21 protein-coding genes are annotated in these 23,274 nt (G+C 72.6%); 14 read left to right on the forward strand and 7 right to left on the reverse strand.

From position 1 onward, the window contains the following. Positions 1-68: 68 nt before the first annotated feature. Positions 69-497, reverse strand: a complete 429-nt coding sequence (locus ACFZP7_RS33075) for a VOC family protein (protein WP_031014883.1) — start codon at positions 495-497, stop codon at positions 69-71. 165 nt (positions 498-662) lie between these two features. Between ACFZP7_RS33075 and ACFZP7_RS33080 the strand changes: the two genes are divergently transcribed. Both ACFZP7_RS33080 and ACFZP7_RS33085 read left to right on the forward strand, forming a co-directional pair. Continuing rightward, positions 663-1,235 (forward strand): PadR family transcriptional regulator, encoded by a 573-nt coding sequence (locus ACFZP7_RS33080; RefSeq protein WP_019328232.1) that lies wholly within the window; start codon positions 663-665, stop codon positions 1,233-1,235. 56 nt (positions 1,236-1,291) lie between these two features. Then, positions 1,292-3,010, forward strand: a complete 1,719-nt coding sequence (locus tag ACFZP7_RS33085) for an acyl-CoA dehydrogenase family protein (protein WP_019328233.1) — start codon at positions 1,292-1,294, stop codon at positions 3,008-3,010. Positions 3,011-3,068: 58 nt separating this feature from the next. Here ACFZP7_RS33085 and ACFZP7_RS33090 read toward each other — a convergent pair whose 3' ends face one another. Then, the gene (locus ACFZP7_RS33090; protein ID WP_385637814.1) at positions 3,069-3,659 is read right to left on the reverse strand and encodes a TetR/AcrR family transcriptional regulator; all 591 of its coding nucleotides are present in this window, start codon (positions 3,657-3,659) and stop codon (positions 3,069-3,071) included. A 116-nt stretch (positions 3,660-3,775) separates the two neighbouring features. Here ACFZP7_RS33090 and ACFZP7_RS33095 point away from each other — a divergent pair, with 116 nt between their 5' ends. The 3 genes from ACFZP7_RS33095 (at position 3,776) to ACFZP7_RS33105 (ending at position 5,355) form a co-directional block, all read left to right on the forward strand. Further along, on the forward strand, positions 3,776-4,249 hold the full coding sequence (locus ACFZP7_RS33095) for a nuclear transport factor 2 family protein (protein ID WP_355099557.1): 474 nt from the start codon (positions 3,776-3,778) through the stop codon (positions 4,247-4,249). A gap of 124 nt (positions 4,250-4,373) precedes the next feature. Continuing rightward, a complete protein-coding gene (locus tag ACFZP7_RS33100) occupies positions 4,374-4,724 on the forward strand; it encodes a hypothetical protein (RefSeq protein WP_019328236.1) in 351 nt (116 codons plus the stop codon). A gap of 199 nt (positions 4,725-4,923) precedes the next feature. After that, on the forward strand, positions 4,924-5,355 hold the full coding sequence (locus ACFZP7_RS33105) for a DUF6010 family protein (protein ID WP_086878595.1): 432 nt from the start codon (positions 4,924-4,926) through the stop codon (positions 5,353-5,355). Between the two features lie 55 nt (positions 5,356-5,410). On the opposite strand, the gene ACFZP7_RS33110 is transcribed toward ACFZP7_RS33105, so the two are convergent. Further along, the gene (locus tag ACFZP7_RS33110; RefSeq protein WP_385637818.1) at positions 5,411-6,628 is read right to left on the reverse strand and encodes an NAD(P)/FAD-dependent oxidoreductase; all 1,218 of its coding nucleotides are present in this window, start codon (positions 6,626-6,628) and stop codon (positions 5,411-5,413) included. A 92-nt stretch (positions 6,629-6,720) separates the two neighbouring features. Continuing rightward, positions 6,721-7,665: an RNA polymerase sigma-70 factor gene (locus tag ACFZP7_RS33115; RefSeq protein ID WP_385637820.1), complete on the reverse strand. Its 945-nt coding sequence runs from the start codon at positions 7,663-7,665 to the stop codon at positions 6,721-6,723. 299 nt (positions 7,666-7,964) lie between these two features. On the opposite strand from ACFZP7_RS33115, the gene ACFZP7_RS33120 reads away from it, so the two are divergent. The 5 genes from ACFZP7_RS33120 to ACFZP7_RS33140 all read left to right on the forward strand — a co-directional run bounded on the left by ACFZP7_RS33120 (position 7,965) and on the right by ACFZP7_RS33140 (position 16,192). Further along, positions 7,965-10,307, forward strand: a complete 2,343-nt coding sequence (locus tag ACFZP7_RS33120; RefSeq protein WP_385637823.1) for an esterase-like activity of phytase family protein — start codon at positions 7,965-7,967, stop codon at positions 10,305-10,307. 223 nt (positions 10,308-10,530) lie between these two features. Then, on the forward strand, positions 10,531-11,142 hold the full coding sequence (locus tag ACFZP7_RS33125; RefSeq protein ID WP_127432420.1) for a dihydrofolate reductase family protein: 612 nt from the start codon (positions 10,531-10,533) through the stop codon (positions 11,140-11,142). Between the two features lie 191 nt (positions 11,143-11,333). Next, the gene (gene lanA / locus ACFZP7_RS33130; RefSeq protein ID WP_019328243.1) at positions 11,334-11,495 is read left to right on the forward strand and encodes an SCO0268 family class II lanthipeptide; all 162 of its coding nucleotides are present in this window, start codon (positions 11,334-11,336) and stop codon (positions 11,493-11,495) included. 84 nt (positions 11,496-11,579) lie between these two features. Beyond that, entirely contained in the window at positions 11,580-14,759 is a 3,180-nt protein-coding gene (locus tag ACFZP7_RS33135; RefSeq protein ID WP_385637826.1) for a lantibiotic dehydratase, read from the forward strand. Next, the gene (locus ACFZP7_RS33140) at positions 14,756-16,192 is read left to right on the forward strand and encodes a lanthionine synthetase C family protein (protein WP_385637827.1); all 1,437 of its coding nucleotides are present in this window, start codon (positions 14,756-14,758) and stop codon (positions 16,190-16,192) included. Before ACFZP7_RS33135 ends, ACFZP7_RS33140 begins: the two co-directional genes overlap by 4 nt. 14 nt (positions 16,193-16,206) lie before the next feature. Here the strand turns inward: ACFZP7_RS33140 and ACFZP7_RS33145 are convergent, their stop codons facing one another. Beyond that, positions 16,207-17,133 carry a hypothetical protein gene (locus tag ACFZP7_RS33145; RefSeq protein WP_385637829.1) on the reverse strand — a complete coding sequence of 309 codons (927 nt, stop codon included), beginning with the start codon at positions 17,131-17,133 and terminating at the stop codon, positions 16,207-16,209. Positions 17,134-17,212: 79 nt separating this feature from the next. Then, a complete protein-coding gene (locus ACFZP7_RS33150) occupies positions 17,213-17,770 on the reverse strand; it encodes a dihydrofolate reductase family protein (protein WP_385637831.1) in 558 nt (185 codons plus the stop codon). A 547-nt stretch (positions 17,771-18,317) separates the two neighbouring features. Between ACFZP7_RS33150 and ACFZP7_RS33155 the strand changes: the two genes are divergently transcribed. Then, positions 18,318-19,049, forward strand: coding sequence for a GAF and ANTAR domain-containing protein (locus ACFZP7_RS33155; RefSeq protein WP_385637834.1), 732 nt, complete (start codon positions 18,318-18,320; stop codon positions 19,047-19,049). 143 nt (positions 19,050-19,192) lie between these two features. Here ACFZP7_RS33155 and ACFZP7_RS33160 read toward each other — a convergent pair whose 3' ends face one another. Continuing rightward, positions 19,193-20,458, reverse strand: a complete 1,266-nt coding sequence (locus tag ACFZP7_RS33160) for a hypothetical protein (protein ID WP_385637835.1) — start codon at positions 20,456-20,458, stop codon at positions 19,193-19,195. A gap of 262 nt (positions 20,459-20,720) precedes the next feature. Here ACFZP7_RS33160 and ACFZP7_RS33165 point away from each other — a divergent pair, with 262 nt between their 5' ends. From ACFZP7_RS33165 to ACFZP7_RS33175, 3 genes are all read left to right on the forward strand, one after another. Then, positions 20,721-21,299 carry a GNAT family protein gene (locus ACFZP7_RS33165; RefSeq protein ID WP_322501944.1) on the forward strand — a complete coding sequence of 193 codons (579 nt, stop codon included), beginning with the start codon at positions 20,721-20,723 and terminating at the stop codon, positions 21,297-21,299. A 584-nt stretch (positions 21,300-21,883) separates the two neighbouring features. Continuing rightward, a complete protein-coding gene (locus tag ACFZP7_RS33170) occupies positions 21,884-22,009 on the forward strand; it encodes a hypothetical protein (protein ID WP_385637838.1) in 126 nt (41 codons plus the stop codon). A 196-nt stretch (positions 22,010-22,205) separates the two neighbouring features. Further along, positions 22,206-23,225, forward strand: coding sequence for a LacI family DNA-binding transcriptional regulator (locus ACFZP7_RS33175; RefSeq protein ID WP_086878518.1), 1,020 nt, complete (start codon positions 22,206-22,208; stop codon positions 23,223-23,225). Positions 23,226-23,274 lie beyond the last annotated feature (49 nt).

Consider the following 23,274-nt stretch of genomic DNA (forward strand, 5'->3'; position numbering starts at 1 on the left):
CGGAGACGGACACGGGTCACGGGGGCGCCGCGCACCGCCCCGGCGCCCTGTGCTCCGGCACGCGGCCGTCAGTCGATGCAGAACTCGTTGCCCTCGATGTCCAGCATCGGGATGCACGAGTCGTTGCCGTCGTAGAGCGTCGTCACGTGCACCGCTCCGAGCGGGACCAGCCGTGCGCATTCGGCCTCGAGCGCGGCGAGGCGTTCCTCGCCCACGAGTCCGGTGCCGACCCGCACATCGAGGTGCACCCGGTTCTTGGCGGCCTTGCCCTCGGGGACCCGCTGGAAGTACAGCCGCGGTCCGACGCCCGAGGGGTCCGTACAGGCGAACCACGCGTCGCGTTCCTCGGGCGGCTGCGCACGCTTGAAATCGTCCCAGGTGGCGAACCCCTCCGGGGGCGGCGGTACGACGTACCCCAGTACCTCGCACCAGAAGCGAGCGAGACGCTCCGGTTCCGCGCAGTCGAAGGTGACCTGGAACTTCCTGATCGTCGGCATCCGCGCACCGTAACAACGCTTCCCGCGATCCCGCAGTCGGATATCCGGCCCGTTCCGAGGCCCGGGGTCCGGGGCCGGTCCCGGCCGGCGCGGGGCGAGTGAGCAGCGTCTCATCGAGCCGTGCACCCTTGCCTATGCAACAAGTTGCATAGAAAGATCCGGAGCATGGCGCTCGAACACGCGATCCTCGTCTCGCTGCTGGAGAAGCCGGGCTCGGGCTACGAACTCGCGCGCCGGTTCGAACGGTCCATCGGATACTTCTGGACCGCGACCCACCAGCAGATCTACCGCGTACTGCGCCGCATGGAGGGCGACGGCCTGCTCGACGTCCGAGAGGTGGCGCAGCGGGGAAGGCCGGACAAGAAGGAGTACTCCGTCGCGGCCCCGGGCCGCGCGGTACTCACCGCGTGGCTGCACGAGCCGGTCGAGCCGGAGAGCCTCAGACACGAGCTGGCCGTCAAGATCCGCGGCGCGGCCTTCGACGACCCCTCCGCGCTGATCTCCGAGGTCGAACGCCACCGCGAGGCGCACGGCGACCGCCTCCGGCGCTATCTCACCGGTGAGCGACGGGACTTCACCGGCCCCGACGCCCCCCGGCCGCTCGACGCCGGCCAGGAGCTCCAGCACGTCGTCCTGCGCGGAGGCATCGCCTTCGAGCGGATGACGATCGCCTGGCTCGACGACGTCCTCGCCACCCTCCACCGGCTCCGCGCCGCACGCTCCGGCGGCCGGGACTGACCTCGCTCCCGACCGCCACCCGCACCGTCCGACCCGATCCCGGAAGGCACCCCCTCATGTCCGACCAGCTCCTGTTCAACCCGCGCACGTACGATCCCGCGCACTTCGACCCGGAGACCCGCAGGCTGCTGCGCGCCACGGTCGACTGGTTCGAGGCACGCGGCAAGCGCAGGCTGATCGAGGACTACCGCTCACGCGTGTGGCTGGAGGACTTCCTCGCCTTCGCCGCGAAGGAGGGCCTGTTCGCCACCTTCCTGACCCCGGCGGCGGACGGCGACCGTCCGGACCAGCGCTGGGACACCGCCCGCATCGCCGCCCTCAACGAGATCTTCGGGTTCTACGGCCTCGACTACTGGTACGCCTGGCAGGTCACCATCCTCGGCCTCGGCCCCGTCTGGCAGAGCGACAACGCGGCCGCCCGTGCCCGGGCGGCCGAACTCCTCGCCCAGGGCGAGGTGTTCGCCTTCGGCCTCTCCGAGAAGAGCCACGGCGCCGACATCTACTCCACCGACATGCTGCTGGAGCCCGACGGGCAGGGAGGCTTCCGGGCGACCGGTTCCAAGTACTACATCGGCAACGGCAACGCCGCCGGGCTCGTGTCGGTGTTCGGCCGGCGCACCGACGTCGAGGGACCCGAGGGCTACGTCTTCTTCGCGGCCGACAGTCGCCACCCCGCCTACCACCTGGTGAAGAACGTCGTCGACTCCTCCAAGTACGTCAGCGAGTTCCGGCTGGAGGACTACCCGGTCGGCCCCGAGGACGTCCTGCACACCGGGCGTGCCGCCTTCGACGCCGCCCTCAACACGGTCAACGTCGGCAAGTTCAACCTGTGCACCGCGTCCATCGGCATCTGCGAGCACGCGATGTACGAGGCCGTCACCCACGCCCACAACCGCATCCTGTACGGCCGGCCGGTCACCGCCTTCCCGCACGTCCGGCGTGAGCTGATCGACGCCTACGTACGCCTGGTCGGGATGAAGCTGTTCAGCGACCGCGCCGTCGACTACTTCCGCTCCGCCGGCCCGGACGACCGCCGGTACCTGCTGTTCAACCCGATGACCAAGATGAAGGTCACCACCGAGGGCGAGAAGGTCATCGACCTGATGTGGGACGTCATCGCCGCCAAGGGCTTCGAGAAGGACACCTACTTCGCCCAGGCAGCGGTCGAGATCCGGAGCCTGCCGAAGCTCGAGGGCACGGTCCACGTCAACCTGGCCCTGATCCTGAAGTTCATGCGGAACCACCTGCTGGCCCCGGTCGACCACCCGCGGGTGCCGACCCGTCTCGACGCGGCCGACGACACCTTCCTCTTCCGGCAGGGCCCGGCCCGCGGGCTCGGCTCCATCCGCTTCCACGACTGGCGCGCGGCGTTCGACACCTACGCCGCCGTGCCGAACGTGGCGCGCTTCCGTGAACAGGCCGACGCCCTGTGCGCGTTCGTCACCGAGGCGGCGCCCGACGAGCGGCAGAGCCGCGACCTGGACCTGCTGCTCGCCGTGGGTCAGCTGTTCGCCCTGGTCGTGCACGGCCAGCTGATCCTGGAGCAGGCCGAGCTGACCGGTCTCGACGCGGACGTGCTGGACGAACTGTTCTCCGTCCTGGTCCGTGACTTCTCGGCCCACGCCGTCGAGCTCCACGGCAAGGACTCCGCCACCGAGGCGCAGCAGAGCTGGGCCCTCGGTGCCGTCCGGCGGCCCGTCGTCGACGAGGCCCGCTCGGCGCGGGTCTGGGAGCGCGTCGAGGCGCTGTCCGGCGCCTACGAGATGGCGATGTAACCGCCTCCGGACCCGTGGTGGCTGCGGCCACCAGGCCGTCCCCGGCGTGCGCCCGGTGCTACGGGACGCTGTCGGGGACGGCCGGTGCGTGCTGCCTGTGGGCCCGCACGAGCAGGCGGGCGGCGGTCCGCGCGTGGAGGGCGGGAGCGGCGGTGCCGGTGATCGCGGCCGTGGTGATGGCTCCCTCGGCGAGAAGGAAGAGCTGGTCCGTCAGCTCCGCCGGCAGACCGGACTCCTCGACCAGTGCGGCCAGGTAGTCACGGAACGCCTGCTTGTGGCGGCGGGCCTGGTCGGCGACCTCGGCGGAGACGCCGCCCAGCTCGCCGAAGGAGTTGGCGAAGGCGCACCCGCGGTAGTCCGGTTCGCAGAACCACGTGTGCAGCCGGTCGAACACCGCGAGAAGCCGGTCGTCGGGAGCGGTGTACGCGTCCACATGACGGGCGAGGGCCTGCCGCCACCGTTCGTCACGCCGCCGCAGGAACTGCAGCACGAGCGCCTCCTTGGAGGGGAACAGCCGGTAGAGGCGCTTAAGCGACACGCCGGAGGCATCGCGTACCGCGTCCATGCCCACCGCCTGGACGCCTCGGCCGTAGAAGAGCCGTTCGGCCGCGTCGAGCGCCTGCTCCCGCGCGGCTTCGTGCTCCGCCATGTTTCCTCTTTGCTCCGAGAACGTCCGTTCTCTATCGTACAGGGGGCGAGAACGAGCGTTCTCACCCCTGCTGGGCCCGCCGTCCCCTCCCGAGGGACCCGGAACAAGGAGCAGACATGGCCGACGCGATACGCCCCCCGGTGCCGCCGTTCACGCGCGAGAGCGCCGTCGAGAAGGTCCGTCTCGCCGAGGACGCGTGGAACTCCCGTGACCCCCGGAAGGTGTCGCTGGGCTACACGGTCGACTCGCGCTGGCGCAACCGCGCGGAGTTCGTCACCGGGCGGGAGGCGATCGTCGCCCTGCTGACCCGCAAGTGGAACACCGAACTCGACTACCGGCTGATCAAGGAGCTGTGGGCCCACGACGACAACCGCATCGCGGTGCGCTTCGCCTACGAGCACCGGGACGACGCCGGCAACTGGTACCGCTGCTACGGCAACGAGAACTGGGAGTTCGACGAGCACGGGCTGATGCGCACCCGCCACGCCTCCATCAACACCCTGCCGATCGCCGCGTCGGACCGCGCGTACTTCTGGCCGCTGGGCCGCCGCCCCGACGATCACCCCGGCCTCGGCGACCTCGGCTTCTGACCCCCTGCCCCCGGCGACGCACCCGACGGCGTCCCGGGAGGCCGGGGCCCGTCGTGACGGCTTCGTGACCGAAGGAGTAACGCCGCTCACAGCATGATCGGCAACGCCCTGGTGAGGTGGCGGGATGCGAACCGTCCTCCCCGTCCTGCGCGGCTTTCTGCCGCCGCTGGCGGCGCACCTCCTGATGGGTGTCCCCGCGTTCTTCACCCTTCTCTGCGCGCGCTGGTACATGGCCCACGGCCACTGCGACGACGAGGACCTGCGCCGCCGGGACCTGGACGGCTGCACCTACGACCAGATCGAGAGCAGCGGCTTCGTCCTGATCGCTCTCCTCCTGTCCGCGGCCCTCCTCTTCCTGCTGCTCCTCCTCTACGACGTCCTGCCCCTGCGTTCCGGCCGCCGCATCACGCCACGCCTGCTGACCCTGCCGGCGGTCCTGGTGCCGTACGCCGGCTATGTGCTGGCCGGGGGGTGAGCACGTCGACGCCACGGCGTCCGAGTGAGGCCGGCGGGGCCGTGACTCTTTCCCGTTGACACCTGGCACTCGTGCCACTGGGCGATCACCGTGACAGCCGGTTGACTTCATGGCGTCACCCCGCAGCCGTGTCCCCTCGCCCTCGTGCGCCGCACCGCGAGGGTCCGGCTCGAACGTCGTCGAAAGCTGACCGAACCTCATGACGTATGTGTCGCCGATCCTTGTCGGCATCCTGTACTGCCTCCTGATGTCCCTGATCCGGGAACCCCACCGGCGCCGCTTCAACGCGGTCATGGTGGGGGGAGCGGGCGCCGCCTACCTGAGCGGGGGCGGCTTCGACCAGTGGGAGCTGCCGATGGTCGCGCTCATCACCTACGTCGCCTACCGCGGCCTGGACTCCTGGACCTTCATCGGGATCGGCTGGCTGCTCCACACCGCGTGGGACCTCGTCCATCACCTCAAGGGCAACCCGATCCTGCCCTTCGCCCACGACTCCTCCCTGAGCTGTGCCATCTGTGATCCCGTCATCGCCCTGTGGTGTCTGGGCGGAGGGCCCTCACTGGTCACCCTCGCCCGGGGGCGGCTCCGTGCCCGCCGCACGCGAGAGCCCGCGGCGGCGAGCACGAGCTGACCGAGTGCGGCGGCGTGGGGAAGGCGGGGCGGGCAGGGGAGCCCTCCGGACCGGGTCAGGACACCGGTGCCTCGGCGGCCGCCGCCGCGCCGGGGCGGCGCTCCGCCGCCCGCTCGGGCAGAACGCGCCGGCGACGCACGGGCAGACCGAACGTCGGGTTGCCGGCGCTCCAGACCGCGCCCTTGCAGATCAACTCCTTGTACACGGCGGCGAGTCGTCCCGTGAGGGCCGCGCGCACGGCGCGGTCGTCCGCGGTGACGTACTGGACGAGACCTTCCCTGCGGCCCAGGGAGATGCACTGGTTGAAGTAGCGGATCGTTCCCTTGCGCGGCTTCCCGCCGGTCAGACGCGCGGTGATGGCGTCGGCGGCGTGCAGCGCGGTGAAGCTGCCCGACGCGCATGACATCCGCAGCGGCTTGCCGCCGGCTCCCGTCGCCAGGGCCGCGTCGCCGATGGCGTACACATCGGGGTGGGAGACCGAGCGCATGGTCTGGTCGACGACGATCTGGCCCGTGTCGGTGACCTCCAGCGCGGTCGCCCGGGCGATCGGGTGGACGGCGAAGCCGGCGGTCCAGACGGTGACCGCGGCCGGGACGGAAGCTCCGTCCCCCGTGGTGACGCGGTCGGCGTGGACGCGGGTGACGGTGGTGTGCTCGTACGCGGTGATGCCGAGCCGGTCGAAGACCTCCCGCAGATGACGGCGTCCCTTGGGCGAGAGCCAGTCGCCGAGACCGCCGCGGGCGGCGAGGGCGACGTCGAGGTCCGGCCGGGACTCGGCGATCTCGGTCGCGGCCTCCAGCCCGGTGAGGCCGCCGCCCACCACGACCACGGTCTCCCCGGCCTCCAGCCGGGCCAGGCGCTCCCGCAGCCGGAGTGCTCCCGGGCGGCCGGCGATCTCGTGGGCGTGCTCGGCGGTGCCCGGGACGCCCTGGTCGTTCCAGCCGCTGCCGAGGGCGTACACCAGGGTGTCGTAGGCGAGTTCCCGGGTGTCGCCGTCGGCGTGCGTGACGTCGACGGTCCCGCGGTCGACGTCGATGCCGGTGACCGTGGCCGTCAGCAGTTCGACGCCGGTGCCGGCGAGCAGGTCGGCGAGGGGCCGCGGTTCGAGATCCTGGCCCGTCGCGAGCTGGTGCATACGGACACGTTCGACGAAGTCGGGTTCGGCGTTGACGAGGGTGAGGGCGACGTCGTCGCGGTGCAGCCGCCTGGCGAGCCGTCCGGCCGCGACGGCTCCGGTGTAACCGGCTCCGAGGACGATGATGCGGTGCTGCATGGTTGGCTCCTGTCGTCAGCGGGTTCGCCTCTTGAACCGGGCGGCCCGCCGATCCCTGACAACCATGTGGTGTGACCTGCGTCACATGGTGCTCAGAAGGCGCTGAACAGGGGTTCGCCGTGGTCGGCGGCGGCCCAGCGCCGGGTCACGCGCTCCAGCTTGTCGGGGTTGACCTGGCTGCGGACGGCGGTGATGCCCTCGGCCGTCAGCTCCAGGCACATCACGCCGACGACCTGGCCGTCGACCACCGCCACCACGGCGGGGTCGCCGTTGGCGGTGGTGGCATAGATCCCGGCGGAGCCGCCGAGCAGGGCGCGCTTGGCCGGACCGGGCTTGAACAGGCCCCGCAGGAACGTCGCGACCGCGAGCGCCCCCTCGAACGCCTTGGCGCGGGCCGGGACCTTCCCGCCGCCGTCGCCGATCGCGACGGCGTCGGCGGTGAGCAGCCGCACCAGCGGTTCGGTCCGGCCGCTGGTGGCGGCCACCAGGAACTCCTCGACGACGCGCCGGGCGGCGGCCTCGTCGACCTCGGCACGGGCCCTGCCCTGTGCGACGTGCTTCTTGGCGCGGTGCAGGATCTGCTGGCTGGCGGCCTCGGACACGTCGAGGATCTCGGCGATCTCCCGGTGCGAGTAGCCGAAGGCCTCCCTCAGGACGTAGACGGCTCGTTCGTTGGGGGAGAGCCGCTCCAGCAGGACGAGGACCGCGTACGAGACCGCCTCGCGCTGTTCGGCGCTGTCGGCGGGGCCGAGCATCGGGTCCCCGGCGATCAGCGGCTCGGGCAGCCAGGCACCGACGTAGGTCTCGCGCCGCGCCCGGGCGGAGGTCAGCTGGTTGAGGCACAGGTTGGTCAGCACCTTGGCCAGCCACGCCTCCGGGACCCTGATGAGGTCGGAGTCGGCGTCCTGCCAGCGCAGGAACGTCTCCTGCACCGCGTCCTCGGCCTCGCTCGCGGACCCGAGCAGGCGGTAGGCGATGGCCTCGAGCCGGGGCTTGGCGGCCATGAACAGATCGACGTCGTGCGAGGTCCGCGGCATGCCGCGATCCTAGCCCGCCCGGCTCTGCGGGCGGCACCGCCGAGGGGCGCGTACCGGCCTCCCGTCGGCACGCGAGGCCCCTGAGGGACGAGGCCGCCGGCCGGGCAGTAGGGGAGGAGGCCGTGTACGCGGCCGGTCGGGGCCACCGGACCTTCCGCTCGGGCACGGCGGCCGACCGCCGGGGCGCGGAACCGGTGGTACCCCGGTCCTTCGTTCGCCCCCCGTTCACCCGTCGTCCCCTTCGCACCCACCCCCCGCTGAAAGGGTTCGGCGACGGAGTGGACCGGACCGGAGGAAAGATGTCCCCCAAGAGCAAGAGAACCCGCGCCGCGCTGGCAGCCCTGGTCGTGGCCGCCGGCACCCTGGGAACCGCGGGGGCCGCGCGGGCGGAGCGGCCGGACGGCGGACAGCAGCACCACGAGCGGCGACCGGCCCTGTTCGAGCGCACCGCCACCTACCCGGTCTTCCACAACCGCCCGGCCGGTGATGACGCGGCGGCCGCGACCGTCGCGGAGATCTCCGCGGTCAGCGAGGACGGCCGCACCCTCGTCCACACCGACGCGGTGGCCCGGCGGATCGGCTTCCTGGACATCACCGACCCCGCCCGCCCGCGCGGCCTGGGCACCCTGTCGCTGGAACGGCTCGGCGACGCCGAGGACGAACCGACCTCGGTGACCGTCGTCGGCGAGTACGTCCTGGTGGTCGTCAACACCAGCGCGAGCCACACGCGGCCCTCCGGACGGCTCGACGTCGTCTCGCTGCGCGACCGGCAGCGGGTGACGAGCTTCGACCTCGGCGGGCAGCCCGACTCCATCGCCGTCAGCAAGGACAAGCGGTACGCCGCCGTCGCCATCGAGAACGAGCGGGACGAGGAGGCGATCCCGCCCGGCGGCGAGGAAGGCGACCTCCCGCAGGCGCCGGCCGGGTTCGTGCAGATCCTCGACCTGGGCCGCGGCACCGCACCCGCACACTGGCGGACCCGGGCGGTCCCGCTGACCCGGGCCGACGGGCAGGCACTGCCCGCGCTGGCCGAGGCGCCCCTCACCGAGCCGACGGACCCGGAACCGGAGTACGTCTCGATCAACGGCCGCAACCAGCTCGCGGTGACGCTGCAGGAGAACAACGGCGTCGTCCTCATCGACCTGCCGACCGGCCGGATCACCGACGCGTTCAGCGCCGGCACGGCCACCGTGCGCGGGATCGACACCGTCGACGACGGCACGATCGACCAGAGCGGCGCCATCGAGGACCTCCCTCGCGAGCCCGACGCCGTCGGCTGGATCGACGACCGCTACCTGGCCACCGCCAACGAGGGCGACTGGCACGGCGGCACGCGCGGCTGGACGGTGTTCGACAGCCGCACCGGCCGACCCGCCTGGGACGCGGGCAACGGTTTCGAGCGGCTCGCCGTGCGCCACGGCCTGCACGACGACTCCCGGGCCGGGAAGAAGGGCGCCGAGCCGGAGGGCATCGCGATCGCCGAGTACGACGGCGTGCCCTACGCCTTCGTCGGCTCGGAGCGCGACAACTTCGTCGCGGTCTACGACGTCAGCCGGCCCACCCGGCCGGTCTTCCGCCAGCTGCTGCCCACCACCAACGGCCCCGAGGGCCTGCTGCCGATCCCGTCGCGCGGACTGCTCGCGGTCTCCAGCGAGGAGGACGACGCCGAGGCGGGCGTGCGCGCGTCCGTGAGCCTGTTCCGGCTGGGCCGCGCCGGCCACGGTCCCTCGTTCCCCGGCATCGTCTCCGCCGACGACGCCCAGGGGGCCCCGATCGGCTGGGGCGCGCTCGGCGCGCTGTCCGCGGTGCCGGGCAGGCCGCACCAGCTGTACACGGTCACCGACGCCGCCTACTCCACCACCCGCGTCCTCACCGTCGACACCACCCGCCGCCCCGCCGTCCTCACCCGGGAGCTGACCGTCAAGGACGCCCACGGGCGGCCCGTCGGATATGACGCCGAGGGCATCCACGCCCGGCCGCGGGGCGGCTTCTGGCTCGCGGTCGAAGGGGAGAAGGGCGCGGACAACAAGCTTGTCCGGCTCGACGCGCGGGGCGTGACCCGGCAGGTCGTCCCGCTGCCCGCGGACATCGCCGCGGGCCTCGGCAAGCAGGGCTTCGAGGGCGTCACCGCCACCACCGACCGGCGCGGCCACGAGATCGTCTGGACCGCCCTCCAGCGCGAGGTCGAGGGCGACCCGGCGGGCGTCGTGCGACTGGGACGGTACGACGTGCACGCCGGCACCTGGAGCTGGTACGGCTACCGGCTCGCATCCACCGGCACACCCGGCGACTGGATCGGACTCTCCGAGATCACGGTGGTCGGCGACCGGCTCGCGGTCATCGAGCGCGACAAGCTCAACGGTCCGGCGGCCGAGGTCAAGCGGATCCACACCGTCGACCTGCCGACGTCGACCGCTCCCACGGGAGCGCTGCCCCTCCTGCCGAAGAGGCTCGCGCACGACGTCCTGCCCGATCTGCGGGCCACGAACGGCTGGACGCAGGAGAAGCTGGAGGGCCTGGCGGTCGGCGGTGACGGCCATGTCTACGCCGTCACCGACAACGACGGCCTGGACGACGCCACCGGCGAGACCGTGTTCCTGGACCTCGGCAGGAGCCGGCAGGTCTTCGGCCACCGCCGCTGACACCGACGCGCCGGGAATTCCCGACCACCGGGACGACATCGCGACGGTCGCCCTCGCACGGCTGCCGCGCCCTGAGGGCGACCACCGCGCGCCGGCACCGACCGGGACCAGCGACCGGACCGATGAGTTTCCGCCCGCCACGGCGTCCAAGGAGTGGGGACGGTCACGTCCTTCGCCGAGACGACCGAACCGGCCCCCGAGGCCGTGGAGAGAGTGGTGCGCGATGAAGCTGGTGGTGCAGGAGTTCCTGACGCTCGACGGTGTCTCCCAGGGGCCCGGCGCCCCCGACGAGGACACCAGCGGCGGCTTCACCCGGGGCGGCTGGTTCGTTCCCTACCTGGACGAGGAGTTCGAGCGGCTGGCCGGCACCTGGCTCGGTGAAGCGGACGCGTTCCTCTTCGGCCGCCGCACTTACCAGAACTTCGCGCGGGACTGGCCGAAGATGACCGACCACCCCTCCGCCCGCATCCTCAACGGTCTGCCGAAGTACGTCGCCTCCGACACCCTGACCGAGGCCGACTGGAACCCGACCACGATCCTGTCCGGCGACATCGCCGCCCGGGTCACCGAGCTGAAGCGACGACCCGGGCGGGAACTGCAGGTCCACGGCAGCGCCCGGCTGGCCCAGTCCCTGCTGGCCGCCGGACTGATCGACACCTTGCGGCTCGTGATCGCCCCGGTGGTGGTCGGGCAGGGCCGACGCCTGTTCCCGGACGGTGGAGCACCGGCCGGCCTGCGGCTCGTCAGCCACCGGACGACCCCGGGCGGTCTCTCCGTGCACATCCTCGAACCGACGGGACGTCCGGAGTACGGCACCTACGGAGCCGACGCGTAGCTGATCCTGACGATGCGGTACCCGGTCCCTCATGCCGTCGGCCCCGTCCACGCCGGCGACACCGGCCCTTGATCCTTGGCTCGATTTCGTCTACCCGCCGTCAGTGGCGTGAGCAAAGGTTGCGCCTGTCCAAGCCCCGACCGGGGCCCTGGATGTTCGAGTCCGTGCACCCCATCACCCAAGGGAGAAGCATGCGTACCGAGATCGTTCTGTCCCACGAAGCCCCCGAGCTGGACCTCGAGCTGGACCTGCGCGTCTCCGACCTCCCGGAGCAGGCCGAGTCCTTCGGCCAGGGCACCTTCACCTCGCCGAGCAGCTACGCGATCGGCACGCGCTGCCCCATCTGCTGCTGACGGACCGAGATCCCTTCGGGGCTCTTCCGAGCGGGGCGGGCCCGGCCCGCCCCGCTCTCCCGCACGACGGCGAGGAGGACACACGTGGCGCCGGAGTCCGAAGCGCACCAGGCATCCCCGGCATTCGAGGTACGGGAGCCCGTGCTCGTCCGCATGGCGAGCCGGCCGCGCGGTGCCGTCTTGCCCACGGTCGACGCCGCCCAGCCGGTGACCGGGGCGCGGCGGCTCGCCGCGGATCCCCTGCTCGGCCAGGCGGTCCGGGTGGCGAGCGGCTCCCTGGCCCACAGCCTGGCCGGTCTGACCAGTGACGAAGGCGCGACCGCGCTGGGCCGCAAGCGGACCCTGAGCGCCGCGCGCACCCTGACCCGGTACGCCCGCCGCGCCGCGGCGCGCCCGACGCCGTTCGGCCTGTTCGCGGGCGTCGGCACCGCCCGGTTCGGTTCCGCGGCCAAGGCGGAGCCCGGCACCGGCGAGGTCGCCGTCCGGCTCGACGGGGCCTGGCTGCGCCGCCGGGTACTGGCCTGGCTCGCCGAGCCCTCCGTCCGCCGGCGCGTGGACGTCGTCCTCAACGACCTGTGCTTCCTGCGGGACGGCCGGCTGTATCTGCGCAGCGGCGGTCAGGAGCAGTCGGTGCGCGACAACGCGCTGGTCGGCGCCGTGCGCGAGCGGGCGCGGACCCTGGTGCCGTACGCCGATCTGCTGGGCTTCCTGACGGAGCGCTTCCCGGCACTGGACGCCGAACGGGTCGACCGTCAGCTGGCCGGACTCCTCCAGCACGGCTTCCTGCTCACCTCGATCACCCCGCACCGCATCGACACCGCCCTGCTCGACGGCATCGAGGCGGCCCTGGACGCGGCGCTTCCCGACGACGCGCAGGCGCTGCGGGACATCCGGGCGGCCTGCGCACGGCATCAGCAGGACCCCCCGGGGCAGGGCGGCGACTCCTGGCGGCGGCTCCTGGACGAGGTGCGCCGCCTCGACGTCCCCGGCACGGACGGCGACGCGCACGCCCGGCCGCCCCTGCACGTGGACCTGCACATCCCCGGCGAGTTCGTCGTCCCGGACTCGGTCGGTCGGGAGGTGTGCCGGTACGCGGCCGCGATCTGGGCGATCACGCCGGAGTGGACGACGCTGGCGTACATGCGGGACTACCGCGAGCGCTTCATCGAGCGCTACGGCACCGCCTGCGCCGTGCCGTTGGGCGAACTGGTCGACCCGCACCGCGGACTCGGCCTGCCACCCGAGTACGGCGCGCAACCCGCGTACGCGCGCAGCGGTCCCGGCGACGAGGCGGACGGTCCCAGGCGCGCGATGATCGGCGAACTGCTCCAGGAGGCCGTCCTGTCCGGCGGCGACCTGGTCCTCACCGACGACGTCGTACGGCGTCTCGCCGAAGTCGCCGGGCACGATCCGGGCGCCGCGCCACCGCGCGGCCTCGAACTCTGCTTCCAGGTGCTCTCCGAGAGCACCGCCGCACTGGACCGCGGTGATTTCCGGCTGCTCGGCAGCCCGCACACCGGCGCCTGGACCGCGGGCGCCACCGCGGGCCGGTTCGCGGCGGCGGCGGGCCTCACCGGCGAACTCTCCCGGCTCGCCGCCGACACGGCCGACACCGCCGACAGCGGCGCCGCCCCCGGCGAAGCGGTGATCACGGCCCAGGTCGAGTTGATGCCCCGCGAGCCGCGCGGCCTCAACATCGTCCAGGTGCCGCGGCTGCTGCCGTACCGCATCCCCGTCGGCGTACCCGACGACCGGGACGACCCCCGCTGTCTGGACTGGCGCTCGCTGCTCGTCGCCGCCGGCTCCGACGGGCTGCGGCTGCTGCACCCGGTCAGCGGCCGTCAGATCCGCCCGGTGCTGCCGCACATGCTGGCCCTGGACACACAGGCCCCGCCGGTGGCCCGGTTCCTCATGGATCTCGCGACGGCACGGCCCCGGGTCTGGGCGGGCTGGGACTGGGCAGGACATGACACCCTGCCCTATCTGCCGCGCGTCCGATTCGGGCGGGTGGTGGCGATGCCCCGGCGCTGGCTGCCGGGCCGCCGGCTGCGCGACGCGGCCCGCGCGAAGGGCGCCGAGGTGTGGGAGCAGGGCCTCGACGCCTGGCGCCGGCGACTGGCCGTACCGGACCGGCTGCAGATCGCGCGCCATGACCAGATGTACCCCGTCGACCTGCGCGACCGCTGGGACCGGGACCTGCTGCGCGCCGAACTGACCGCCGCCCACCCGCAGTTCGTCCTCTACGAGGACCTGACGGCCGACGGTGCGGGACTCGGCTGGAACGGCGGGCACAGCACGGAGATCGTGGTGCCCCTCGCGGGGACGCGGCGGCCCGCCGGGCGCACGACGCCGGAACGAAACGCCGCACGGAGCGCCGCCGAACCGGCACCGGCCGCCCCGCCGGTGCGGCCCGCTCCCACCCGGTTCCATCTGCCGGGCGAGGACTGGCTGTTCGCCAAGTGGTACGCCGAGCCGTCCGCCCACGAAGCCCTGCTCGCCGATCACCTTCCGGCCGTGCTCGCCGAGGTCGAGGGCGAGATCGACCGCTGGTTCTTCCTGCGCTACCAGGACCCCGAACCCCACCTGAGACTGCGATTCCACGGCGACCCCGGGGCGTTGCACAGCCGGGTGCTGCCCGCGCTCAGCCGTGCGTCGAGAGCCCTCGTCGAGAGCGGGGCCCTGCGGACGATGACCCTGGACGCCTACCGTCCCGAGAGCGACCGGTACGGCGGTGAGGCCCTGCAGGAAGCGGCCGAGCGCTTCTTCCGCACGGACAGCCTGTCGGCGCTCGTCCAGTTGCGCGCTCTGCGCGGCGTCGCGCGGCAACTCCCCGCCGCCGTGCTCGCCGGGCTCGGGCACGCGGTGCTGCTGGAGTCGCTCGGGGACTGGGACTGGTGCGGCTGGGTCGACCGGATGTTCACCAAGACCGCGGAACACGAGGTCTACCAGCGGCACCGCGCCGTCGCCGACCGGCTGATCAGGCCGGGGCAAGCCGTGTCGTCGGCCGCGGAAGCGCTCGGCGCGCCATCCCTGGGCACGCTGTGGTCCGAGTCGCCCGAGCCGCGCGCGTACGGGCGGCTGATCCTCTCCGCCCCACAGGCCGACCGCGACGAGGCCCTGCTGTCGCTGCTGCACATGCGGCACAACCGTCTGTTCGGCATCGACCGGGTGGCCGAGGCCCGTGGGTACGCGGTTCTGCGCGGCGCGGTGCGGACCCACGTCGGCCGGCGGCGGCACGAGAGCGGGAGCGGGAGCGGACGATGAGCCGGACGACCGAGGGCGGGACACGGGAGCGCACGATGAACGGGAGCACCGGGAGCACCGGGAGCACCGGGAGCACCGGGAGCACCGGGAGCGGGACGCACCAGCGCCCCGTCGGCCGTTCCACCGAGGAACTGAGGGAGCGTGCCGCCGAAGTCTCCGGCGAGATCCTGAACCGGCTCGCCGATCCCGCCGCCACGATGGCGGCCACCCGCATCCCGGCCCGGGCCGCGGACGACGGGGTGGCCGAGCCGATCTGGGCCGAGCTCACCCTCGGCAGCGGCAGCCCCGGGCTCGCCCTCGCGTTCGCGGGAGCCGCCCGCGACACGGCCCGGCAGGTGCCGCGCGCCCACGCGTACCTCACCGCGGGAACCCGCGCCGTCTCCGGCCGGCCCGGCACCCCGGGCGGGATCTTCAAGGGGCCGGGGGCCCTGGCGTTCGCCGTACTGCTCGCTCACCGCACCACCGGGGGTTACGTCTCCGCACTCCATCGCTTCGACGCCTACCAGCGCGATCTCGTCCGGACGGTCCTGCCGCCCGTCGAGGACCGCCCGCTGCCCACCATCGGGCACTACGAGGTGGTCCGCGGCCTGACCGGCGTCGGCCGCTATCTGCTGGCCCGGGCCGAGAGCTGCGAGGAGCCGCTGACCGCGGTGCTCGACTACCTCGTACGCCTGTCGCTCGGCACCGTGGAACACCGAGGCGCCGACGTGCCGCGCTGGTGGGCCCTGGACGCGCCCCGGATCGGCTCCGAGGCGGCGTTCCCCGGCGGCCATCTCAACCTGGGCCTCTCGCACGGCGTCGCCGGACCGCTCGCCCTGCTGGCGCTGGCCTGGGAGCAGGGTGCGCGGGTGCCCGGGCAGCAGGAGGCCATGGAGGCGACGGCCGAACTGCTGCGGACCTGGGCGGTCGCGGACCGGTACGGCCTGTTCTGGCCCGGCTACCTCTCCTTCGCCCAGTGGCGACGGGGTCCCGCCGCCTACGACGGGGCCGCGAAGTGGCCGGCCTGGTGCTACGGGGCTCCCGGGGTCTCCCGCGCCCTGCAACTGGCCGGACGGGCGCTCGGCCGGCCGGACTTCTCGGACCTCGCCCGTGCCTCGGTGGACCGGCTGCTCACCCTTCCCCGGTCGGCCTGGGGCATCGACGACCACGCGCTGTGCCACGGTTGGGCCGGCGCCCTGCACCTGCTCGGCAGGCTCGACGAAACGTGGCGGGACCCCCGGCTGTCCGCACTGCGGGACGCCATCGCCGCCGACCTCGTCTCCGCCTTCGACCCGGAACTCCCGTTCGGACTGCGGTTCACGATGACGAAGGTGCCCTTCGGCTCGGACGTCTCCGGCTACCTCGACGGCGCCGCCGGCGTCGCGCTCGCCCTGGACTCGTACGCGACGGACGCCACACCGGCCGACTGGGACATGCCGCTGTTGCTGGCCTAGGCGAGCGCCCGTGCTCAGAGACTGTGGACGATCCTCTTTTCCTTCATCAGCTCTCGCAACTCCGCGTCCGAGAGCGGGTGCAAGGTGTCCAGGAGGCGGCGGAGCCCACGTTCGTCCAGGGTCTGGCTGGAGACTTCGACCTCCGCGCTCCGGTGGCGACGTGTGAGGGTGACGGCGTCAGTGCTCCCGGGGATGTCGCCGACTCTGATCATCTCCCCCTGCGGTGTCACCGTGCAGGTCTCGTTCTCCGGCGCGAACTCGGGGCAACGGAGGGCGGGCGTGAGCGGCGTGCGTACGACGAGCCCCACGTATCCCTCTTCGTATCCTTCCCGGACGGGGCGGTAGTCGACGACGAAGGAGGCGGGGCCGACCTCGGCGTGCGCCACCCGCATGCCCGGCGGCGCGTCGCCCAGGTGCAGCAGTGCCGCCCTCTCCCGGTAGCGTGCCGTCTCCGCCTCGTGCTGACGCTGTCGGGCCTGTGCCGGCCCGACGACGCCCCCGTAGGCCACCCCCGCCGCCAGCACGGCCAGTGCCCCCCACCGCACCCACCGGCTGGGCACGAAGAACGCTGCCGCCACGGCGTACGGAACCCCCGTGAGCGCCAACCGGGTTTCGGCGCTTCCCAGGTCGACGTCCCCGCCGTAGGCGGCCAGACCCGCCAGGACCCCGAGCGTCCCGAGGACGAAGACCAGCACGGCCCAACCCAGCCGCCGGCTCATGGAGCCGCACAACGGCACCACGGTCCTGGCGGGCAGACCCGCCACGGTCAGCAGCCCCAAGGCCAATGGCACCCCCACGAAGAGGACCGGAACCGTCGCTCCGGTCCCACCGCCCCAGGCCGCCGCCACCAACCCGAAGCCGAGCATCGGCACGGCGGTCGCCATGGTGGCCCAGACCAGAAGGAGATGCAGGGCCGTGAGCGTCCCTCTGCCGTTTCTCACCCCACGGAGCCTGCCAGGCGACGCAGGGTCGGACATGAGTACGCGTACTCAGCCCGGCCCGACCCCGCTCAGGCGTCGGTCACCGAACGCGGTAGCGGAGGTGGACGACGCCGTTGCCGAAGCGGTGCTCGTCGACGAGCTCGAGGTCGATGCGTGCATCCGTCGGTAGAGCGGGGTTGCGCCCGCCGAGGACGATGGGCCAGACGAACAGGGCGACCTCGTCGACCAGTCCGGCGGCGAGAGCCTGTGCGGCGAGGTTCGGGCCACCGACCAGGAGATCCCCGCCGGCGGTGGCCTTCAGGTCCTGTACCGCACCGGGGTCGAAGCGACGTTCGAGGCGCGTGCGGGCGGTGGACGGCTCGGCGAGGGTCGAGGAGTAGACGACCTTGTCCGCCGCCTGCCATGCGCCCGCGTAGTCGGCCATGAGGTCCGACCGCGCGGCCAGGGAGGGGTCCGTCTCCCAGACGGCCAGCGTCTCGTACATGCGCCGCCCGTAGAGGTACGTGCCCGCGGATCGCATGAGGTCGGTGATGAAAGCGAAGACCTCGTCATCCGGCGGAGCCCAGTCGAAGGCGCCGCGTTCGTCCTCGGTGCAGCCGTCGAGCGACATGTTCGAGGCGTAGATCAACTGTGCCATGACCGCTCCTTCATCACCGTCGAAGGACCTCGACGCCCTCGCCGCCCCACCATAGCCCCGCCAACCCGTCCGTTCCCGTCGACGACCACGACGCACCGGGCGGCGGGATTCTGCCGCATGTTCTCGTGCCGGGCGGTGACAGCCCGACGAAGTGAGCGGAGGCCGCCGGGCGACCCCTCGGGGGCAGTCGAACTCCGGATCGCCGGCGGACTTACCTTGTGCGGAACCCGGTCACTGCGCGGCCCCCACCTCCGGTCGCGGCACGGCGCAGGCGCTGAAGGGCGCACGCATGCGGGCGGGCCGTGGTTAGGGTGGGTGCGGAGCGCTTAGGACGTAGGTGCTGCCCGCGGTGCGCCCTCAGGGGCGCGGCTGCGGTCTGCCCGCACGTCCGCTGTTCTGCATGGGAGCCTCGATGGGCCAGCCCTCCTGCCGCCCGGACGGGACGTCCGCCCCGTCCGCACCGTCCATCTCGTGTCTTGCCCCGCGTGAGATGTGTCCGACGCCCGAGGAGTTGGGGGCGCGCAATCGGCGCCTGGCACACGAAGGGGTGTCGGCCGCCGAGAAGCTGCTGGTCGAGCGGTACGGCCTGAGCGACGCGGGGGAGGGGTTCGAGCTGCTGAAGGCGGCGTCGCAGCAGAGCAACGTCAAGCTCCACACGCTGGCGGACGCCGTGCTCCGCGTGCCCGCGCCGGACCACGGGGCCGAGGTGTGGTTCCCCGGTCGGCGCCGGTACAGCCCGCCCCGGCTGCCCGGCCTGATGCTGGAGCCCGGATCGCGCGGCAGTCAGGGGGCCGTCCTGAAGGCGGCGCTGCACCGGGTGCTGTCGATCACGCAGACGGCCATGGGCAACGTCCAGCTCAGGGACGGCAGCCGACTGCACCTGGCCCGCCACACGGGCCTGAACCGGTACTTCACCGACTTCTTCGCGTTCGTCGAGGGCCCGACGACCCTCTGCGCGCAGGCGGCGGCCGAACGCCGGCAGGTCACCGTGCGGGACGTGGCCCTCGCGGACGTCTTCGACGAAGCGTCCCGTTACGCGATCCTCCAGACGGGCAGCCGGGCCGCCCACAGCGTCCCCCTCACCTCCGGCCGGGGCACGGTGGTGGGCATGGTCTCCTCCCACCACGAACGCCCCCTGACCGGCTTCAGCACCGCCCAGCTCCAGGCACTGCAGCAGACGGGAACAGACGTGGGCCGGTGGCTGTCCTGGCACTGGAACACCGTCGTCCTGGACGCACTGGAACGCCTCCACGCCACGGCCACCCGCCCGCCGCACTGAGTGATACGCCGTCCGTTGTCGATGTGGCGAAGCACCTGGGCGAAGTCGGCCCGGGCGAGCTGTGCGCCGAGGCGTCGGAGCGGGTGAGCGCGTTGCGGATGACGGGGGAGGGCCGCGTTCATCGGGTGGTTGCCGGCGATTCCTTACGCGGTGGGGCGCTGCCGGGCGAGGGCGCGCTCGATGTCGTCCAGGGAGTGACCTGCGAACCGTTCGAAACGAGCGGTCCGTTGTGCCGGCGTCGGCCTCGGAGGTCTGGGCCGGGCATGCGGCGTGGTGAGCCATGCGACAGCGAGTGCGCGGACGGCTTCCTCGAGGACGGTCGTGCGGAAGATCTCGCCGATCCGGTCATGGAGGGTCACTTCGCCGTCGTGCTCGACGAGGGTGAGTTCGGCTTCCCCCGCGACTCCCAGGGCGATGCTCTGTCCGGGGAGATGCAGCGGCTCGTACACGTCGTACGTGCCCGGTGCGTCGTACCAGTCGCAACTCACGTCGGCGAGCCAGCGCGCGATCCGCGGCACATGTTCGCGGTCGAGCGGTGCGGTGAGGCTGTCGGTGGTCCGCTTGCCGAGGAGCGGCAGACCGGTGGCGTCCAGGAGGGAGCGGTGGATCTCCTCCCATGTGCCCCGGCACAGCTTCGCGAACGGCAGGAGCAGTCTGCTCAGGGCCGGGCCCCGCACCTGGTGGCGCTGCCCGTCGCAGCGCCAGCTCACCTCGGGCGGGCCGGCCGAGCCCCCGAGCGTGACGTCGGGCTCGACATCGAAACGGGTCAGCCGCGGACGCGGGATCCGGTGGTACAGCGGGGAGAGCGCCAGGAGCAGCAGCCGGGTCAGATCGCCGTAGTGCGTGGCCCGGGTCGTCTCCTCTCTTCCGCGTTCGCGTCGGGTGAGGGTGAATCCGCGGTCGGCGCGACGTACCGTCCAGTCGATCTCCATGTCGCCGACCTGGAGCACCACACCGTCGCGCGCGGGCCAGACGTGCGTGGCGGACTCCTCGGCCAGGAGCGCCGCCAGGGCCGGGGCACGCGCCTCGTCGTCCAACAGGGCCGTCGCCGAGTGCGCTCCGGGCACGGCCGCGAGGGGCCGATTGCCAGGGGCACCGACCGGCCGGAAATGGTGCAGGGGTGTGCGGCGGCCGGAACGGAAGACTTCAAGGGCCTCGTGCGGTGGGGCGGCCGAGCCGGCGAACAGCACGGTCTCGTCCCCGGCGACGTACACCCGCCCTCCGCCGCGCACGCTGTGCGCGACCATGACGGCGTCGTCCTCGGGCAGCGCGGTCACGGCGAGCGGTGCGTCCGGGCCCGCCGCCGACCGCAGCAGAGCACGGCCGAGGCCGGCGAGCCGCCGTTGCCGGGGGGTGAGCGTCCCGGCCGGCACGCCCTCCGTGGGGGCGTCGTGCGCCTCGACGGCCACGGGCAGCACAGGGTGTTGGGACTCGGGTCGGCATCGGGAAGCTCGGACCATGGCGCGATCATTTCACGCGACCGAGCATTCCTCCGGGCCCTGTCCGGCTACGCCGCCCTCCCCGGTGTGGCTAGCGCGGATTCCCCACGGCGTGCGAAACGCACTCCGCGGTCGCACCGACGAACGGTCACGGCCGCAGGATCGACGGAAAACCCGTTGCGGGGGCCCCGACCGGATGGCTGACTGGTCGGCCACCGACCAGGGAGGCCCTATGACGGCGCCGCTGACCACCCCGTCGTTGCGCACGGACCGTCTTCGGCTGCGTGCCTTCGAGGACACGGACGCCGACGACCTCTTCGCCCTGCACAGCAGCGCCCACGCCATGCGCTACTGGGACTCGCCACCGTGGACGGAACGCTCGCGCTCCGAGCGGTTCCTCGCCACCTGCCGGCGGATGGAACAGGAGGGCGCCGGGATCCGGTTGGCCGTGGATCGCGCCTCGGACGGGGCGTTCATCGGCTGGTGCACCCTGGCCGATTGGAACCCGGTCTTCCGCAGCGCGTCGCTCGGCTACTGCTACCACGAGGCGACGTGGGGCCAGGGCTACGCGACCGAGGCCGCGCGTGCTCTGCTGGGCTGGGCGTTCGCCACGCTGGACCTGAACCGGGTCCAGGCCGAGGTCGACACACGCAACGCCGGTTCCGCCCGTGTGCTGGAGAAGCTCGGCTTCGTGCGTGAGGGGACCTTGCGGGAGGACTGCGTCGTCAACGGCGACGTCTCCGACACGTGGGTCTACGGGCTGCTCAGGCGCGAGGCCCAGCCGTTGTCCGCCCCGTTGCCCACCCGCTGAGTTATATGCTCCGCATGCCTGCGCGCGAGGAAGACCGAGGGGGCGTTCGTGAGTGATTCCTGGAGTGCCGGTTCGCGGACCAGTGGTGGAGAGCGGCCGGGCGACGGGGAAGGGTCGCCGTCTTCAGGAGACGTGAGTGGCGCGCCTGGCGGCGGGTCCGGGCTGCGGCGCGTGCTGGTGACCGTCGTGCTGGTCTCGGCGGTGTTGGCCGAGAGATCGTCTGGCTGTTCCGGGACGAGCTGTTCCACCCGTTCGGCGACGCCCGGGCCTGCGAGGGCAGCGACGCGGAGTTGCCGGGCGAGATTCGCGCCGGGGGCGCGACGATCCCCGCCGGTGCCTCGGACGTCCACTACTTCACTCGGAACGGAACCGCCGAGGTCACCTTCGTGAGCGGCCGGATACCGGACTACCTTCACCGTGCCGGCATCCTCCCGGAGGGCGAGCCCCTGTTCGATGAGAGGTACGGCACCAAAGCGGTCGCAGGCGACGAGATCGAGCTACCCGATGGTCTCTGCGGCTCTTCCCTGCGTGGCCCCGTCTGGATCTACCACTCCACCAGCCCCACCGGGACGAGCGTCGATGTCATGGTCGAGCGTTCTCCCCTCGTCGACGACTCCTTCCGCTTCCCGGCCCGCGCCGTGGTCACCTACGACCTCGCCTCGGCCGACGTAGGTGCTGTCGAGCCGGTCGGGCGGACTCCCTGGTCATGACGGAGGCAGAGGAGAGGGACGAGCGCACCGCGATGCTGCGCCGTGCCGGGCCGGAAGTCTCCTCGTCGACGTGCCGCCCGGCAACACCGGGGCGTGTCCGGCCGGTGGAGACGGGTGCTGCGTCGGCGTCGGACGCACGCCGGAGAACGGTCCGCCGCCCGTGCCCCTGAGATCGCCCGGCGGTTAGAGTTGCCGCATGAACAGGCAGGCCCCGACGCTCGAGGATGTCGCGAGGGAGGCGGGTGTCTCCCGCGCCACCGTGTCGCGGGTCGTGAACGGCGTGCGCAACGTCGATCCCAGTATCCAGGACCTGGTCCGCAGCGCGATCGAACGGACGGGTTACACGCCGAACCGGGCGGCGAGGGCCTTGGTCACCCGACGCACCGGAGCCGTGGCCCTCATCGTCTCCGGCGCGGGCGACGCCTTCGCCGGCCGTGTCTTCGCCGATCCGTTCTTCGGTCGCGTCGTCAACGGTGTCGTGGGGTATCTCCGGGCACGCACGATGCAGCCGGTGCTGCTGTTCGCCGAGTCGGAGGCGGCCAGGAGGCAGGTGGTCGACTACGTGGGTCAGGGCAGCGCGGACGGCGCACTGGTGGTCTCCGTGCAACCGGACGACCCGCTGCCGGACATGCTCCTGTCCGCCCGCGTCCCCACGGTGCTGTTCGCCCGTCCCGCCCGGACGGCACCGGTCAGTTGTGTCGATCTGGACCACTACGCGGGAGGACGCCTGGCCGCCGAGCGCCTTCTGGCCCGCGGCTGCCGCCGTGTCGCGGTGATCGGCGCTCCGCCGGATCTCAGGGCCGGCCGGGAACGCCTCGCCGGGTTCCGCGATGCCCTGGCCCGCGCGGGACGAGACGGTCCTCCCGTGGCCGAGGGTGTCTTCACCCTGGACAGCGGGGCCACGGCCATGGGCGCCCTGCTGCGGGACCACCCCGCGGTGGACGGTGTGTTCGCCGCCAACGACCTGATGGCCCAGGGCGCCTGCCAGGTCCTGCGGGAGCTGGGCAGGCGCATCCCGCAGGACGTCGCCGTGGTCGGGTTCGACGATTCGAGCGTCGCCGTGACCTGCCGGCCGCCGCTGACCACCGTGCGCCAGCCGGTGGAGGAGATGGCGGCGGCCATGGCCGGGTTGCTGGACGAGCAGGTCCGGGGCGCCCGTTCCGAACCCCGCACCCTCCTGTTCGCACCGGAACTGGTCGTACGCGAGTCCGCCTGAACCGGTGCGCCCGCCGTCGGCCGGGGGCCGGTTGCCCCGCCGCCGGGCG

This window comes from Streptomyces sp. SudanB5_2050, from assembly GCF_964272335.1.
GTDB classification, from domain to species: Bacteria; Actinomycetota; Actinomycetes; order Streptomycetales; family Streptomycetaceae; genus Streptomyces; species Streptomyces rochei.

Excerpts from the sequence above, each read along its gene's own strand:
- ACFZP7_RS33075 (WP_031014883.1), bottom strand. The coding sequence starts at position 497 with ATGCCGACGATCAGGAAGTTCCAGGTCACCTTCGACTGCGCGGAACCG.
- ACFZP7_RS33080 (WP_019328232.1), top strand. The coding sequence starts at position 663 with ATGGCGCTCGAACACGCGATCCTCGTCTCGCTGCTGGAGAAGCCGGGC.
- ACFZP7_RS33085 (WP_019328233.1), top strand. The coding sequence starts at position 1,292 with ATGTCCGACCAGCTCCTGTTCAACCCGCGCACGTACGATCCCGCGCAC.
- ACFZP7_RS33090 (WP_385637814.1), bottom strand. The coding sequence starts at position 3,659 with ATGGCGGAGCACGAAGCCGCGCGGGAGCAGGCGCTCGACGCGGCCGAA.
- ACFZP7_RS33095 (WP_355099557.1), top strand. The coding sequence starts at position 3,776 with ATGGCCGACGCGATACGCCCCCCGGTGCCGCCGTTCACGCGCGAGAGC.
- ACFZP7_RS33100 (WP_019328236.1), top strand. The coding sequence starts at position 4,374 with ATGCGAACCGTCCTCCCCGTCCTGCGCGGCTTTCTGCCGCCGCTGGCG.
- ACFZP7_RS33105 (WP_086878595.1), top strand. The coding sequence starts at position 4,924 with ATGACGTATGTGTCGCCGATCCTTGTCGGCATCCTGTACTGCCTCCTG.
- ACFZP7_RS33110 (WP_385637818.1), bottom strand. The coding sequence starts at position 6,628 with ATGCAGCACCGCATCATCGTCCTCGGAGCCGGTTACACCGGAGCCGTC.
- ACFZP7_RS33115 (WP_385637820.1), bottom strand. The coding sequence starts at position 7,665 with ATGCCGCGGACCTCGCACGACGTCGATCTGTTCATGGCCGCCAAGCCC.
- ACFZP7_RS33120 (WP_385637823.1), top strand. The coding sequence starts at position 7,965 with ATGTCCCCCAAGAGCAAGAGAACCCGCGCCGCGCTGGCAGCCCTGGTC.
- ACFZP7_RS33125 (WP_127432420.1), top strand. The coding sequence starts at position 10,531 with ATGAAGCTGGTGGTGCAGGAGTTCCTGACGCTCGACGGTGTCTCCCAG.
- lanA (WP_019328243.1), top strand. The coding sequence starts at position 11,334 with ATGCGTACCGAGATCGTTCTGTCCCACGAAGCCCCCGAGCTGGACCTC.
- ACFZP7_RS33140 (WP_385637827.1), top strand. The coding sequence starts at position 14,756 with ATGAGCCGGACGACCGAGGGCGGGACACGGGAGCGCACGATGAACGGG.
- ACFZP7_RS33150 (WP_385637831.1), bottom strand. The coding sequence starts at position 17,770 with ATGGCACAGTTGATCTACGCCTCGAACATGTCGCTCGACGGCTGCACC.
- ACFZP7_RS33165 (WP_322501944.1), top strand. The coding sequence starts at position 20,721 with ATGACGGCGCCGCTGACCACCCCGTCGTTGCGCACGGACCGTCTTCGG.
- ACFZP7_RS33170 (WP_385637838.1), top strand. The coding sequence starts at position 21,884 with ATGGTCGAGCGTTCTCCCCTCGTCGACGACTCCTTCCGCTTCCCGGCC.
- ACFZP7_RS33175 (WP_086878518.1), top strand. The coding sequence starts at position 22,206 with ATGAACAGGCAGGCCCCGACGCTCGAGGATGTCGCGAGGGAGGCGGGT.